A 15,899-nucleotide genomic window follows, 5' to 3' on the forward strand; every position below is an offset into this window, starting at 1 on the left:
GGGGGAGGGGCGCAGTTTCCTCCTTGAAGCAGGCGCGGAAGCAGGCGCGGGCAAGACTTATTCGCTGGTATAAACAAAGAGAACGAAGCGTGCCTATCCGGTTAATGCACACACCCACTAGATGTTGATCGCCATGCCAGTTGTCAGTTACCGCTACCGCATCAAGGATCGTTCCGCGAAGAAAACGCTGGCGCGCCATGCGTATGGCGTCAATCAGGTTTTCAACTATCTGAACGCGGCCCTAAACATTCTCAAGATCGCGCTCAGTGTCGAGCGTCCTGCGGAGGGAAGCCGGTGAAACAGAGACCACAACATCTAGTGGGTGTGTGTGTTAACCGGATAGGCACGGAACGAAGGAGGACGCCCGCGTGAGAAAAACATGGCTCTTGAGCGCGCTGTTGCTGGCCACCATTGCTGGCGGCTCTTATGGCTTGTACCTCTATTTGCGGCCAGCGCCCCTTCCTGAACAGTTGCTCTACGGCAACGGCCATATCGAAGGTACGGAAGTGCGGGTGGCCGTCGAGGTAGCGGGCCGAGTCGTCGAGAGTCGGATTGACGAAGGTGTAACCGTCACCAAAGGCGACCTCCTGCTTCAACTCGATGACGCCGATTTCATCCTGCGGAAAGAGCAAGCCGAGGCCGGGGTCGAGGCGCGACGGCGGGAGCGCGAACAGGCGGAGCGCGAGATGCAGGTCTGGCGCCATCACTATGAGACCGCCGAGCGTGATCTCTCCCGCTACCGGGAACTTGGCAAGCGGGGTACCGTGACGCCACAGCGGGTCGAGCAGGCGGAAAACGCGTTCCGGAACGCCCAAGGCCGGGTTGGCGCTTTGGAAGCGGAGATCGGCGCGATTGAAGGCCGGATCGAAGCCGCGCGCAAGGAGCTTGCCCTTGTGGCGAACCAACTGAAAAAGACGCGTGTTTTCACACCGGTCTCCGGGACCGTTTTGGCGAAGACGATAGAGGTGGGCGAGTTCGCCCAGCCAGGTCGAACGGTGGCTATCCTGGACGACCTTTCTCGCATCGAACTCAAGGTTTTCATTCCCGAGAAGGACATCGGCAAGGTCAAGCTCGACGCCTCCGCGCGCGTCCGGGTGGACGCCTTTCCCGACCGTCTGTTCGAAGGGCGGGTGGCGCGGGTCGATCAGCAGGCGCAGTTCACGCCCCGCGATATCCACATGCCGGAGGAGCGGACGCGCATGGTCTTCGGCGTGACGCTTGTCCTTGACAATCCTGATGGTGTGCTCAAGCCCGGCATGCCTGCTGATGCCTGGGTACTTTGGGGTTCCGGCACGCGATGGCCACCGCAACTCTTCGTTCCGCAGTGAGGCGGGGGCGATGAGCGGCGCGGGCGACAACATGATTGAAACCGAGGGACTGGGCCGGCGGTTCGGCCACGCTCGGGCCATCAGTGCAATCGATCTGCGAATTGCGCGGGGCGAGATCTTTGGTCTCGTCGGGCCTGATGGGGCGGGCAAGACGACACTCCTTCAACTCCTGGCCGCCATCCTCGATCCGAGTGAGGGCAACTGCCGGGTGCTCGGCTTCGACACAGTACGGCAAGCCTCCGAAGTCACGTCCCGGATTGGCTACATGGCGCAAGGCTTTACGCTCTATGATCGCCTTACTGTCGCGGAGAACCTGGCCTTCGCCGGCAAGGTGCGCGCCGTGCCTCAGGCTGTGTACGCCGCAAGGAGCGAGCGCCTCCTCGCGATGGCCGCGCTCACCCCCTTTCTTCATCGCCGGGAGGGCACACTGTCGGGCGGCATGCGCAAGAAGCTCGCCCTGTGCACCAACCTGATTCATCAGCCGCCCCTGCTTCTCCTCGACGAGCCCGGCCTTGGGGTGGATCCGCTCTCGCGCCGCGAACTCTGGCGGATGCTGGAAGACTTCCGGCACGAGGGTGCGACGATTGTCTTCGCAACATCCTACATGGACGAGGCGGAAATGTGCGATCGCGTCGCTTTCCTCGACCACGGTTCGATAACCGCGCAAGGGTCTCCCGACGAGCTGCGTGCTCGCGCGCAGGGAGCTGTCTTCCATGTGGAAACGGACAATCCGGTCGCGGTCGAGAATGTCTTGAGTGAAGCACCGGAGATGCTGGGAAGCCAGTGGCGGCCGACGGACGTCCGCTTTGTCGTGGAGCCGGCCAAGGGTCTTTCGAACGAGTTGCGCAAACAGCTCGAACAGCTCGGACGGGTGGAACCGGTCACGCCCTCGATGGAGGATGTCTTCGTTGTCCTGCGCAAGGGCGAGCGTAACGAGGTTCCGACAGGCATTGCTGAAGTCGCCCGGCTTGCCGCTTCGAAGGGTGATCGCGAACCGGCCAAGAGTGTGGAAACGCGCCGGCTGACCCGCCGCTTCGGTGATTTTGTCGCTGTAGACGATGTCTCCTTCGAGGTGAACCCCGGGGAAATCTTCGGCTTGCTCGGCCCGAACGGCGCCGGCAAGACCACACTCATCCGCATGCTCTGCGGTCTTTTGCCGCCTTCGAACGGGACCGCGCGTGTCGTGGGTATCGACATTGCTTCGCAACCGCGCCGATTGCGCCAGCGTATCGGCTACATGTCCCAGCGCTTCTCGCTTTACCACGATCTCACTGTGCATGAGAATCTGGCATTCTTCGCTAGCGCCTATGGGATAAAACGCCGCCCGGCCCGAGAGGCTATAGCTTGGGCAAGCGCCGTCACCGGGCTCCACGGCCTCGCGGACGAAGGTGTCTCCGGCCTTTCCGGCGCCGTGCGCCAGCGGCTTGCACTCGCCTGCGGCATCCTGCACCGTCCGGCCGTCCTGTTCCTTGACGAGCCGACCTCCGGGGTCGATCCCCAGGCGCGTTCCCGCTTCTGGCGACTCGTCAACACGCTGGCTGCGGCCGGCACAGCTGTGCTCGTCACGACGCATTATCTGGAGGAGGCCGCTTACTGCCACCGCCTCGGGTTCATGTACGAGGGCCGCCTGATTGCGGCGGGCGACCTCGCGGCCTTGCGCGTCGGCCTGCCGCAAGACGGTCTGGAAACGATCGAGGACGTGTTTCTTGCCTATATCGAGCGGGAGCGCACGCAGGCAGTTCGGCCAATTGGAGAAGCATGATGAAATTCGCGCGTATAGCCGCTATCGTTGAAAAAGAAACGACCGAGATAGTTCGCGATCCCATCACGGTCGTGGTCGCGCTTCTCATGCCGCTACTGATGCTATTTCTGTTTGGTTATGCGATCTCGCTCGACGTGGACAACGTTCCCATGGGGGTTTTCGACCAGGACCGGTCCCCGGACAGCCGGGCACTCGTCGATCGTTTCATTCAGAGCGGCTACTTCCAGCTCGCACAGGATTTCACCGATAATCGGGATGTCGAGAAGGGGCTGCAGCGTGGCACTGTTAAGCTCGCGCTGGTTATCCCGCCGAAGTTCCAGAACACCCTCGCGCGCGATGGGACGGCACCTGTCCAAGTGCTCGTGGACGGCACTTATTCCGCCACTGCTAACCTCGTCGCAGCCTACGCAGCAGCCATCGTCTCGGCTTTTCATAGTGAGGCGTCCCCGAGCGTCCGCGTCGAAGCCCGCGTCTGGTATAATCCGGCGTTGCGCAGCGTAAATTTCGTGATTCCAGGCTTGTTCGGCGTGATCTTGATGGCGTTTCCACCGCTTCTGACGGCGCTTGCCATCACCCGTGAAAAGGAAAGTGGTTCGATTCAGCAGATCTTCGCATCGCCACTTACGCCGGCCGAGTTTCTGACCGGCAAGCTCGTGCCCTATGGCCTTATTGCCTTTGTTCAAATCGTCATGGTTATCGCCGTGGGCTTCCTGTGGTTCGATGTTCCGCTGCGCGGCAGCATTGGCCTCCTCCTTCTGGTGGGGCTCGTCTATGTTTTTTGCACCGTCGGCATTGGGCTCCTGGTTTCCACAGTCACCAAAAGCCAACTCGTCGCCATGTTACTGGCGCTCATCGTGACGCTGATGCCCTCGTTTCTGTTCTCGGGATTCCTGTTCCCGATATTCACCATGCCTTATGTCCTCCAGCTCTATACGCGCCTGTTCCCGGTGCGATATTTCGTGGACTTCTCGCGGGGCGTCGTGCTCAAGGGCGCCGGTTTGCCGGAACTCTGGCCCTCGGTCCTGCTTCTCTTCGCCTATACGGCGATCATCTTCGCGCTCGCGGCGTGGCGGTTTCGCAAGAAGGTGGCGTGATGGGCACGCGGCTTGCGGGCCTCCTTGTAAAGGAGATGATTCAGCTGCTGCGCGACCGCGTGATGCTGGTCTTGATCCTCTGGCTTTACACGATCGAGGTGGTGATCTGCGCCTACGCTCTGTCCTTCGAAGTCAATGACATGCCGCTCGCCGTCGTCGACCTCGACCAGACATCAGCGAGTCGCGCCCTGGTCGAAAGCTTTCTGGTAACAGACGCGTTCGCGCCCGCCGGGTATCCCGCTAGCGCGCCTGCGGCGACAGATTGGCTTCAGACGGGCCGGGCACGTGTTGCGCTCGTCATCCCGGAACGCTTCCAGCATGATTTGGCGCGGGGCGACGCGCCTACCGTGCAGGTACTCCTTGACGGGACCAATTCGAACATGGCGGCACAGGCCCGCGGTTATGCGCTTGAGATCGTCAACCGTTTCCAGGCGGCTCCGACAACCGCAGCGGCGGCCGGAGGGGGTGTCCAGCCGGTAGTCCGGGTCTGGTACAACTCTGACCAGACCTACACCTCATTCGTGGTGCTTTCCATGATTGCGCTTGCCGCCATGATGGTGGGGGTGATCCATCCAGCGGCCTCCATCGTCCGCGAGAAAGAAGCCGGCACTATCGAGCAGCTCCAGGTGACGCCGATCGGCACGGCGGAGCTCTTCGTCGCCAAGACCTTCCCGACACTCGTTATCGGGCTCCTCTCGATATTCCCGAGCCTCTTGATCGTCTGGTGGTTCGGCGTGCCTATGCGGGGCAGCTTCCTTCTCTTCCTTGCGCTCACTGCGGTATTCCTTGTGAGCGCGATTTCGCTGGGCGTGCTGATCGCAAGCGTGAGCCGAACATTGCAGCAGGCCCTTTTGCTAAGCTTTTTCAGCTTGTTCCCATTGATGTTCCTCTCCGGGACACTTGCGCCCGTTGAAAGCATGCCCGGGTTATTGCAAACTCTCTCTCTCGGGAGCCCGCTGCGCCATTACATGGACGTGATCCTCGGCGTGTTCCTGAAAGGGATAGGCCTGTCCGAGCTTTGGCCGCAGGCGCTCGCGCTCCTGGCGATCGGCGCGCCTCTTTTCGCCACAGCGATGCTCATCTTTCAGCGCGGCAAGCCATAGTGGTCTCGGCTGAGACCCTGTCCTCTGGCTCGGAGAATTGGTAATATCAAGATTCGCTGATCAGAACCTGTGTGCCCAATCGCGGAGTCCGAGCGACATGATCCGCCAGGGTTGCTCGACGAGCTTGTTCCAGGCGTCGCAGCAGTGGTCGACGATTTCGTCGTAGGAGCCGAACACCCGGTTCGATAGCCAGTTGTCGCGCATGAACTGCCACACGTTTTCTTGTGGGTTAAGCTCCGGACTTTTCGACGGGATCGCGACGATCGAGATGTTGGCGGGCAGCGCGAGCTTCGGCGTCAGGTGCCAGCCGGCCTGATCCATGAGCAGCACGGCATGGGCGCCGGGGGCGACATGCAGGGCGATCTCCGCCAGGTGCAGGTTCATGGCATCGGTGTTGCAGAACGGCAGGACGAGGCCGGCCGCCTTGCCCTCCAGCGGGCATATCGCGCCGAAGATGTAGGCCGATTTGGTGCGTTGATCGTGCGGCGCCGAGGGTCGCGTTCCCCGTTTCGCCCATCGCCTTGTGATCTTGTTCTTCTGCCCGATCCGGGCCTCGTCCTGGAACCAGATCTCTATGGGCGTGCCGCGCGGGAGGGACGCTTTGACCTTGTCCAGCTCGGCGGCAAAGCCCCCTTTTTGAAGGCTTCGATCGCCTCTGGATCCTGGGCATGGTGCGGGCCGTGAGCTTGCGGTAGCCAAGGGCGCGTAGCTCGCGGCTCAACGTCGGCCGCGATACCGACAGCGAGAAGTCGTCCCACAGCATCTGTGCCAGATCGATGATCCGCCAGCGCACGACCCCATGAACGGCCGGTACAGGGCCTCGTTCGATCGCCTCGACCAGGGCGGCGCGGTGGGTCGCATTGAGGAGCGATGGCGGCCCCGGCGCCTTTCGGTCGATCAGCCCGTCGGGACCCGACGCGTTGAACTTCATCACCCAGTCCCGGACGATCTGCAACGTGACCCCGCCGATCCGCGCAGCCTCGGTCCGGCTTGCTCCCTCATAGATCGCGGCCAGCGCGAGCAAGCGCCGGGCCTGTGCACCGTCCTTCGAGCGGCGGGCGGCGCCCCTCACCGCGATGGCGTCGAAGTCGGTGCGAAGCGCGATAGGCATGGCAAACTCCAGTCCGTTTGCCACGGTGAATCAAAAGCCGGCGCCCTTGGCAACCCCAGGAGTCACGGTCCGCCAGCATTGGTATAAGGCCCTAATAGAACATAGACAATAACCCGGTCGCTTCGACCGCGCCGCGCTTCGCAGCTCACCGTTTGCCCAAACGCCACTTGTTCCAAACGTGATCCGGCACACCACGGCCTGCCACCTGGTCCTCGCCGGCGTGGACATCAACACTATCCGCGCCTGGCTCGGACACGTCTTGAGGGGATGTCCCGGTCGATGTTGAAAAGAGCGCGGCGGGCGTGGCTGGTTGAGGAGGCTATGCAGCCTCGCGGACAGGGTCAAGGCCGGCGCCGCCGGCGCACTCGGCCTGATGGGCGAGAAGGGCGGCGCGCAGGCTGGGCAACTGCTTGTGGGCCTTCAGTCGGCGGAAGCCCCTGGCGGCTTCGATCATGGCGGCCCCTGTCCAGCGCAGGGCCATGGCCGCATCCCGCCACCGCTTCACGTTGCGGCAGATCCGACGGATGGTGCCGTTCATGTTCTCGATGATGTTGGTGCAGGCCAACGAGCGCCGCAGTTCGGTCGGCAGCCGCAGGCGCGTGACGGTGAGGATCTCGTCGAGGCCCTCCAGGAGGCTGGCCGAGACACCCGGAGCCTCGCGCTCGAGCCGACGGGCGAGATTGCGGATCAGCGTTTCGGCCTTGTCGGCGTCGTCCAACTCCCAGGCTTGGCGAAGAGCCCTGCGAACCGAGGCGTGCAGGGATTTCGGCAGGCGCTCGGTGATGTTGCGGGCCTTGTGGACCTGACAGCGCTGGATCGGCGCACTTCGCCCGAAGCTGTTGCGGATCGCCTTCGCCAGGGCACGCGAGCCATCGATGATGAACAGGCGACAGACGGCGGGATCGAGGCCGCGGCCGACCATGTTGTCGAGCAGGGCCTGGCAGACGGCAGCATTCTCGCTCGCCCCTTCCATGACCCCGAGCGGGTGCTTGTCGCCCTTGCCGTCGACGCCAACCGCCGCCAGCAGGATCAGGTCCTGATCGATGTGGATGCCGTCGATCTGGATGACCAGCAGATCCAGCGCGGAGAGGTTGGCGGCCATCCACGCCTTCATCTTCTCGGCCGACAGCGCCACGAAGCGACGCGACACCGCCGATCGGGTCACGCCGGCTCCCCGCTCGGCGGGGATGTCGCCGCCGGGCAGGCGGACGGCGCGGCCAAACTTGCGGGTCGACACGTTCATCAGCATCAGATTGAGCGCCCATTGGCCGAGCAGATCCTCGTCGACCGCCGCCGCCCAACTCGGCAGGGGCATCTCACCGCCGTCACGGGCACGAACCCCGAGGGCGCTCGACTTCGACCTTGCCGCCGTGAAAGCCGATCTTTCCCTTGGCTCTGCCCCAACGATGAGCCTCCCGATCGCCACCGCGACCATGGCGAGGGCCGCAGAGCCGAGCCGCATCCTCTTCCATCATCCCGGTGAGAGTGGCCAGCCCGGCCGTCAGGCACAGGCGTTCGAAGCTGGCGCGGACCTCGTCCACAGCTGCCTCGACGAGCGCAGACGGCGTCACCGCCGCCGATGTGGTAGGGTTCTCCATGGCGTTGCTTTCCTTCGAGGATTCGACACCCCGAGCCTAACGGCTCAAGGCGAGCAACGCCGCCCTCCCTTTTTTCAACATCGGGCGGGACATCCCCCGTCTCGATCAGCACGACCAACATCTATGCCGAGATCGACCTGACGCTGAAGGCCAACGCCGTCGCGCTCTGCGAGGTGAGGCAGCCGCGACCCGTTCGGTCATGGAAGGAGGATAAGGACCTTATGGCCTTCCTGAAGGCCTTGTGAGTCGGCGACGGGGTGCCGACTTCGGTCACCCCGTCCTGGCCGTTCTCCGGCGTATGAAGCGACTGCATCCTGCGGACCGAGCTGAACACGCACGGACGCGCGAACGGCGCCGACGCCGAACGCTCGCAGGTCCTCATTGAAGTCTCCGAATTGCGGAGAGAGGACCAGCGCCTCGATGCCAGCGGCTTTGGCTCGTTCGGTGAGCGCCGCGACCGCCGTATCGCCTGCGGCGTCAGCGTCGCGGGCTATGTAGAGCCGACGGAGCGCCGGCGGGAACTGGAGAGCGGCGAGGTGGTTCGCTGACAGCGCCGCCGCCATGGGCAAGGCGGGGAGCGCACATCGCAGCGACAGTATCGTCTCGATGCCTTCACCGGCGGCGAGGACATCGCCGGCCGCACCGAACCGGACGGCATGGCCGAAGAGACCGCCCATGGCTCGTCGCGGCGTGTCGATCGGCGCCTTGCCCAAGCCGTCCAGGGCAAGCTAAGTGCGATGCACGCCCGTGATGGCGCCGCAAAGGTCGGTGACGGCGGCGACCATCGCCGGCCAGGTCTCGGTCGGCGCGTTATCGTCCGGGTGATAGTAGCACCGCGGGTGAAACCGCAGTGCGCCCGCATGGTGGACGGTCTCAATCCCGCGGGCGTGGAGGTACGCCTCGGCCAAAGTGCCGGCGAGCGGCTTCGTGATAGCCCAGAGCCGCCGCGCGGCCTCGGGCGAACCGGTCGGGACGGGCGGTCTCGGCTCATACGGCGGTTCGGCGCGGGGCAACGCCAGGAAGCGTCGCGCCTCCTCGGCGACCTCGCGGTACTGGGTCAGCCCGCAGCTCTCGCGGATCACGTCGAGCAGGTCGCCGTACTCGGCTGAGGCGGCATCGGTCCAGTGCCCGGCGGCGCCGGGGCCGGAGTCCGGCCCGCTCAGCCGCACGAACATCGACCGGCCGGGCGTGTTGCGCACGTCGCCCACCGTCCAATAGCGGCCCTGGCGTCGACCCTTCGATAGATAATGGCGGCAGACTGTGTTTCGGCATGGAAGATTGACCCCGTTATGAGGGGGATCGGCGTGTAATTTTGACCCCCTCTTGGCTCATGGTCCGTCGTTTTGTTGCGACGGGCGGGCTGGGGATGAAGGGCGTGGATACGATTGCGCGGATCCGGCGCGAGCATTTCGTGCGCGGCAAGTCCATCAAGAAGATCGTGCGGGAGCTGCACGTCTCGCGGAACACGGTGCGCAAGGTGCTGCGGACGGGAGCGACGGCCTTCAGCTACGAGCGGGAGGTGCAGCCGCTGCCGCGCATCGGGCCCTGGCGGAAGGCCCTGGATGGGCTACTCGCCGGCAACGAGGGGAAGCCGGCGCGGGAGCGGCTGACGTTGATCCGCATCTTCGAGGAGCTGCGCAGCCAGGGGTACGAGGGCAGCTACGATGCGCTGCGCCGCTATGCCAAGGGCTGGCGGCGGGCGCGCAGGCGACGATGACGGCCGCCGCCTACGTGCCCCTGAGCTTCGCGCCCGGCGAGGCCTACCAGTTTGACTGGAGCCACGAGGTGGTGCTGATCAACGGCACCACGGTGACGGTCCGCGTCGCCCATGTGCGGCTGTGCCATTCGCGGATGCTGTTCGTGCGGGCCTATCCGCGCGAGACGCAGGAGATGGTGTTCGATGCCCACGCAGGCAAGCGTGCGCAGCCTGCGTAAACTTGGCTGCGGGCTTTCGCCTTCTTCAAGGGCTGTTGCACGCGCGGCATCTACGACAACATGAAGACCGCGGTCGATGCGATCTTCGTAGGCAAGGAACGGGCGTATAACCGCCGCTTCCTGCAGATGTGCAGCCATTACCTCGTCGATCCCGTGGCCTGCACCCCGGCATCAGGCTGGGAGAAGGGCCAGGTGGAGAACCAGGTGGGGCTGGTGCGGGAGCGCTTCTTCACGCCCCGGCTTCGGGTGAGCAGCTACGACGAGCTGAACGCCTGGCTGCTCGACCAGTGCATCGCCTACGCCAAGGGCCACCCGCATCCCGAGCGGCGCGAGGAGACCATCTGGCAGGCGTTCGAGGCCGAGCGTCCAACCCTGGTGCCCTATGCCGGGCGGTTCGACGGCTTCCACGCCATCCCGGCCTCCGTCTCCAAGACCTGCCTGGTCCGCTTCGACAACAACCGCTACTCGGTCTGTGCCAGCGCCGTGGGACGCCCGGTCGAGGTCCGGGCCTATGCGGAGCGGATCGAGCTGCGCCAGGATGGACGGCCGGTCGGATCCCACCCGCGCTGCTTCGGCCGGGACCAGACCATCTTCGACCCCTGGCACTATGTGCCGGTCCTGGCGCGCAAGCCCGGCGCCCTCCGGAACGGCGCCCCCTTCAAGGACTGGGTTTTGCCAACGAGCCTCGATCGCGTCCGGCGCAAGCTCGCCGGTGCCGCCGACGGGGACCGGCAGATGGTCGATCCTCACCAGCGTGCTGAGCGACGGGCTGCCCGCGGTCGATGCTGCCTGCGCCGAAGCTCTCGGCCAGGGCGTCCACTCCGCCGACGTGATCCTCAACATTCTCGCCCGGCGCCGTGAGCCGGCAGCCCCCATCACCATCGTCACGCCCGACGCCTTGCGTCTACGCCACGCCCCAAGCGCCGACTGCTCACGATACGACCGGCTGAGGAGATCCCCATGATGGAGCGTTCCCAGATCCTCGAGGCCATGGGCGCGCTCAAGCTCTATCCGTGTAGCCGGTCGCAAGCCAGACCCGCACGCCTGTCGGGACCGGGATCACGTAAGCCGCTCCAGTGCCTGCACGACCCGGATCAGAGCCTCGACGTCGACATCGCGATCTACAAGCACCCGCCGCCCGGCCCGCGCCGCGTCACGCCACGCGTTCAACTGCGAGCGCGTGATCCCGTATTTGCGGGCCGTCGCCGAGCCCAGGCGTCGACCCGAATAGCTCTCCTCGACGATCCGCAGCTTCGCCTCATCGCTGAAGCGCCGCCGGCCGCCGCTCTCAACGATCTCAAGCCGACTGATCGGTGTGTCTGTATAGACGTCCATACAGACGAATTCTCACCGTCACGCCTCAATTCGCAAGACGGCCGCCGTCGGAGGGATACGGAGGAGCGCCTGCGTCCGCTCGTCGAGCGATACGCACAACTCATCCGCCAAAACGCGACATTCACCGGAGCCTTCGGGATCACGTAAATGAGGGGAAACTTGAGGGCTGGAATATCATCGAAGCCCTGACGAGCCACCCAGAATACCTCGCCCGATCGCTCCGCCTCGGTTAACCCAAACAACAACCTGGGCAGTTACGGATATTTTGGGCGAAGCATGCGGTCCCGTGCTAATTCGAACCGAAGCGGCTCCATGCAAAACCGATTCTAAGGCATGCTACCCACACTTTTCCTCGTGCTGACGCCCCATGGTTCGCTTCGAATCGATCGGGGCGAGGACGAATCGCCCTTAGCGGACGAGCTTGCGGAGCGGCTCGAGAAGAACTTCGCGCGCGGGTCTGGACATGGCCTTCTTCATCTCGGCGCGGCGGAAGCGGGAACCAGCCTGCCGCCGGAGTTGATGTGGTGGCGCGATTTCGCCAAGCGCTTTGTCGCAGAGCTTTGCGGCCAGGGCGAAACGTGGCAGCCACGCGCTCCTGCGGCGCCGTCCGCCGGCGAACTCGCGTCTCTCCTCGACGAGGCGCCGCCGATGCGTGGCGGCGAATATCTGCGTCCCGAAACCTTGATCGCATGCTGGCGCGCGATAGGCCGGGCGCTGGAGACAGAACTCGCTGAAAGCGGCCTCGCGCTCCAGGATTTCCTGAAAAGTCGCAATCGCCGCTGGCGGCTGGTGGGGCGCGTGCATTTCAATCTGGCCGAAAATCGGCGCGATCCCGAATTCCCATTCGCCTTCATGGCGACTTATACCTCCAGCCTGACCGCGAATGGCGAGTTGCGGCACCTGCCGCTCGGCCAGGCCTTGCGCGATTATGCCGGCGCCGGCGACAAGGCGAAGCTTTTGCAGCTTCTCAAACCCGTGCAAGAAGCCGCCGAGGCCTGTACATGGCTGAAGGAGATCGTCGACTCGGGTGAAATCTTTCATCCCCTCCGCTGGGCGCCTCAGGACGCCGTGGGTTTCTTGCACGACGCCGAAGCGCTGGAAGCCGCCGGCTTGGTCATCCGCATGCCGGCCAACTGGCGCATGAACCGGCCGAGCCGTCCCTCGGTCGAGGCGACGATCGGCGCGGCCCAACCTTCGGTACTCGGCATGGACGGCCTGCTCGATTTTCGCGTCGAGGTCAGTCTCGACGGCGAAACTTTGACCGATGCCGAAATCGAGGCGCTGCTCGCCTCGACCCATGGCCTCGCTCTTTTGCGCGGCAAATGGGTCGAGGTCGATCAACAGCGGCTGCGCGAAACGCTCGACAAATTTCAAAAGATCGAGCGCCTGTCGGAACAGGAGGGCGTTCCTTTCGGAGAGGCCATGCGTCTGCTGGCTGGCGCCAATATCGGCCCTGCCGCCAATACCGCCACCACGGCGCAATGGGGACGGGTGCTGGCCGGCCCTTGGCTTGCCGAGGCGTTGGCTAACTGCCGCAACCCGGAAGGCCTAGCTCGAACCGTTCCCGGTGACGGCCTTAGGGGGACATTGCGGCCCTATCAGCAGGCAGGCGTTCAGTGGCTGCATTTTCTCACCCAACTTGGGCTGGGCGCCTGTCTCGCTGACGACATGGGGTTGGGCAAAACGATTCAGGTTCTGGCGATGCTGGCGAGCGTCGCGCAGCGAGCCCAAACGGCCAAGGAAAAGATGCCGAGCCTGCTGGTGGCGCCGGCTTCGCTGCTCGCCAATTGGGCGCAGGAGGCGGAGCGGTTCACGCCGGATTTGAAAATTCTGGTCGCCCATCCGGCATTCCTGCCGGCCGACGAATTGCGCGCCATGGATAAAAACCGTTTGGGGACGGCCGATCTGGTGGTAACGAGCTACGCGACATTGCTGCGGCTCGACTGGATCGCCCAGACCAACTGGCGCTTCGTCATGCTCGACGAAGCGCAGGCGATCAAAAACCCCAACGCCAAGCAGACCAAGGCGGTCAAATCCCTCAAGGCCAAGGGGCGGATCGTGCTGACCGGAACGCCGATCGAGAACAATCTGCGCGACCTGTGGTCGATCTTCGATTTTTTGAATCCGGGCCTGCTCGGCTCGTCGAAAGCTTTCGCCAATTTCGTCAAGTCGCTGGCCGCGCAGCCGCATGTCACGTACGCGCCGCTGCGCAAGCTTGTGCAGCCCTACATCCTGCGTCGGCTGAAGACCGACAAGAGCATCATCGCCGACCTGCCCGACAAGACCGAGGTCAAGGCGTTCTGCCATTTGTCGCGCAAACAGGCGGCGCTCTATCAGGCCGCGGTCGGCGAGCTGGAAGAAAGGCTGAAGGAGTCCGGCGACGGGATCGCGCGGCGGGGACTGGTGCTGGCCTTCCTGATGCGCCTCAAGCAGATTTGCAATCATCCGGCGCAATGGCTGGGCGACGGCGCCTATGCCGAAGGCGACAGCGGCAAGTTTTTCCGCCTGCGCGAAATCGCCGAAACCGTCGCCAGCCGTCAGGAAAAGCTTTTGGTGTTCACGCAATTCAAGGAGATCATCCCGGCGCTGGAACGCCTGCTCGGCGCGGCGTTCGGACGGCCCGGCCTTGTGCTGCATGGCGAGACGCCGGTGGCCAGGCGCAGGGAGCTGGTCAAGAAATTCCAGGAGGACGAACGCACGCCGTTCTTCGTCCTGTCGATCAAGGCGGGTGGCGCCGGGCTCAATCTCACAGCCGCTTCGCATGTCGTGCATTTCGATCGCTGGTGGAATCCGGCCGTCGAAAATCAGGCGACGGATCGCGCTTTTCGCATTGGGCAGAAGCGCAATGTCTTGGTGCACAAATTCATCTGCCGCGGCACAATCGAGGATCGAATCGATCAGCTGATCGAATCGAAGCGGCAATTGGCGGCGGATTTCCTTGAGACCGGGGGCGAGGTAAACTTGACGGAAATGAGCGATCACGAATTGCTGTCCCTGGTCGCCCTCGATCTCAACGCCGCATCGACGGAAGGCGCGACGGCATGAGATATTACGGTTTTCCGCCCTATGTGCCGGTCGCCCAGAGACGGGCGCAGGCGGCGCGCGAAATGGAAAAGCTGCGCAAGAAAGGGCGGACGATCGCGCCATTGGTTATCGAGGGCCGGACGATAGCCAGGAATTTCTGGGGCAAGGCCTGGTGCGAAAATCTGGAACGTTATTCGGATTTCGAAAACCGGCTGCCGCGTGGGAAAACCTATGTCCGGAACGGTTCGGTCGTCGATCTCCAGGTCGAACGAGGCCAAATTCAAGCCTTGGTCATGGGCTCCAGCCTTTACAAGGTGAAAATAGACATCGGCGCCGTACCGGCCGGGCATTGGCGGGCTATCCTCAAGGATTGCGCGGGTTCGGTGGGCTCGCTGGTGGAACTGCTGTCCGGCAAATTGTCGAAAAACGTCATGGAGCGTGTCTGCCGCCAAGGCGACGGCCTGTTTCCGGCGCCCAGAGAAATCAAGATGTCCTGCTCCTGCCCCGACGGGGCGCGCATGTGCAAACATGTAGCCGCAACACTTTACGGCGTGGGTGCACGCCTGGATACGACCCCGGACTTGCTCTTCGCCTTGCGCGGTGTCGAAAGTTCCGAATTGATCGCGAGTGCGGGCGCCGACCTGCCGGTCATGCGCGCCGGCGGCGCCGGGACGCGCATTCTCGCCGGTGACGACCTCGCGGCATTGTTCGGCGTTGAAATGACGCCAGCGCCCGCGGCGCCAAAAGCCGGCGTCGCGAAAAAGACAGTGCGCCCGGCCAAGAATGCTGTGGCGGCAAAAACTCCCCCGGCTCACAACTCTGTTGGGCGCCTCCATCCGGCGGCGGATGGCCCCGCGCGCTTTTCCCCTATAGGCGCGCCCAAAACGCCGCCGTCGAAAGCCGGAACGACGGAACGCGCGGGCGGTCGCGCGGGCGCGGAAAGGACCCAAACGCCGGGGAAGGCGATCCAAGCTGCGGCAGCGGCGCCCAGGAAACCAACAAATTCGATGCCGACGTCCACTCCGCAAGACGAAACGCCTTCACACCGCCGGATTCGCACCAAGGCGGCAAGGTGGATAAAGCGCCCATGAATCGCCGCGTTCCGGCTGAAAGCAGGTGTTCCCCGGCGACTATGAAGGACGAGGATACGCCAATATTTCCGGTTCGTTCGCCGCTTCCGAAGTCCGCTATCTCCAAGATTGCGGTCGACCGAGGAACGAATGCTCGGCGCCAGGTCCTGCCATTGCCGGCCAGAACCATGATCTTCCGGATTGGCTCAATTCGCATTAGCTATGCATGGCCCCTGGTAGGCCCGGCTCCTGCAGGCGGGAGGCGAAGATGGACCGGCAAGAATACATGACGTGGCTTTCGGAAATCGACGAGCTGTCGGCGGACCAGCGTGCGGAAGCCAGTCGGGCGCTGGCGGGGCAACCATCGCTGGAAGCTGTGGTCGGCCTGCTGGAAGAACGGATCGGCGCGGAACGGCGCTGCCCTCACTGCGCGGCGGAAGGAGCGGTAATTCGCGGTCAGGCCAACGGGCTGCGGCAAGACCTTCAACTGCCTGACCGGGACGCCGCTGGCGCGACTGCGGCACAAGGAGCGCTGGACG

Annotated in this window: 8 protein-coding genes and 5 pseudogenes; 9 read left to right on the top strand and 4 right to left on the bottom strand. The window is 63.9% G+C overall.

From position 1 onward, the window contains the following. Window positions 1-121 precede the first annotated feature (121 nt). The 5 genes from V5F77_RS26975 to V5F77_RS26995 all read left to right on the top strand — a co-directional run bounded on the left by V5F77_RS26975 (window position 122) and on the right by V5F77_RS26995 (window position 5,287). Window positions 122-298, top strand: a complete 177-nt coding sequence (locus tag V5F77_RS26975; protein ID WP_429008183.1) for a hypothetical protein — start codon at window positions 122-124, stop codon at window positions 296-298. 88 nt (window positions 299-386) lie between these two features. Further along, window positions 387-1,328: an HlyD family secretion protein gene (locus tag V5F77_RS26980; RefSeq protein WP_429008184.1), complete on the top strand. Its 942-nt coding sequence runs from the start codon at window positions 387-389 to the stop codon at window positions 1,326-1,328. A gap of 10 nt (window positions 1,329-1,338) precedes the next feature. Beyond that, window positions 1,339-3,090 carry an ATP-binding cassette domain-containing protein gene (locus tag V5F77_RS26985; RefSeq protein WP_429008185.1) on the top strand — a complete coding sequence of 584 codons (1,752 nt, stop codon included), beginning with the start codon at window positions 1,339-1,341 and terminating at the stop codon, window positions 3,088-3,090. Further along, a complete protein-coding gene (locus V5F77_RS26990; protein ID WP_429008186.1) occupies window positions 3,087-4,184 on the top strand; it encodes an ABC transporter permease in 1,098 nt (365 codons plus the stop codon). Before V5F77_RS26985 ends, V5F77_RS26990 begins: the two co-directional genes overlap by 4 nt. Continuing rightward, on the top strand, window positions 4,184-5,287 hold the full coding sequence (locus tag V5F77_RS26995; protein ID WP_429008187.1) for an ABC transporter permease: 1,104 nt from the start codon (window positions 4,184-4,186) through the stop codon (window positions 5,285-5,287). The genes V5F77_RS26990 and V5F77_RS26995 overlap by 1 nt, the downstream gene beginning before the upstream one ends. Before the next feature lie 60 nt (window positions 5,288-5,347). On the opposite strand, the pseudogene V5F77_RS27000 reads toward V5F77_RS26995, so the two are convergent. The 3 pseudogenes from V5F77_RS27000 to V5F77_RS27010 all read right to left on the bottom strand — a co-directional run. Continuing rightward, window positions 5,348-6,398: pseudogene (locus tag V5F77_RS27000) on the bottom strand (IS630 family transposase). Window positions 6,399-6,717: 319 nt separating this feature from the next. Further along, window positions 6,718-7,996, bottom strand: a pseudogene (locus V5F77_RS27005) (IS256 family transposase). Between the two features lie 270 nt (window positions 7,997-8,266). Continuing rightward, window positions 8,267-9,255, bottom strand: a pseudogene (locus V5F77_RS27010) (DUF7146 domain-containing protein); the annotation flags it as partial. A 107-nt stretch (window positions 9,256-9,362) separates the two neighbouring features. On the opposite strand from V5F77_RS27010, the pseudogene istA reads away from it, so the two are divergent. Then, window positions 9,363-10,895, top strand: a pseudogene (gene istA, locus V5F77_RS27015) (IS21 family transposase). A gap of 95 nt (window positions 10,896-10,990) precedes the next feature. Here istA and V5F77_RS27020 read toward each other — a convergent pair. After that, on the bottom strand, window positions 10,991-11,266 hold the full coding sequence (locus tag V5F77_RS27020) for a transposase (protein WP_429008188.1): 276 nt from the start codon (window positions 11,264-11,266) through the stop codon (window positions 10,991-10,993). A 354-nt stretch (window positions 11,267-11,620) separates the two neighbouring features. Between V5F77_RS27020 and V5F77_RS27025 the strand changes: the two genes are divergently transcribed. The 3 genes and pseudogenes from V5F77_RS27025 to V5F77_RS27035 all read left to right on the top strand — a co-directional run. Further along, entirely contained in the window at window positions 11,621-14,311 is a 2,691-nt protein-coding gene (locus V5F77_RS27025) for a DEAD/DEAH box helicase (RefSeq protein ID WP_429008189.1), read from the top strand. Then, window positions 14,308-15,381, top strand: coding sequence for an SWIM zinc finger family protein (locus V5F77_RS27030; protein WP_429008190.1), 1,074 nt, complete (start codon window positions 14,308-14,310; stop codon window positions 15,379-15,381). The genes V5F77_RS27025 and V5F77_RS27030 overlap by 4 nt, the downstream gene beginning before the upstream one ends. A gap of 247 nt (window positions 15,382-15,628) precedes the next feature. Next, window positions 15,629-15,899: pseudogene (locus V5F77_RS27035) on the top strand (IS1595 family transposase); the annotation flags it as partial.

The sequence above is a fragment of the Roseixanthobacter psychrophilus genome (assembly GCF_043195195.1).
Lineage (GTDB): Bacteria > Pseudomonadota > Alphaproteobacteria > Rhizobiales > Xanthobacteraceae > NCEH01.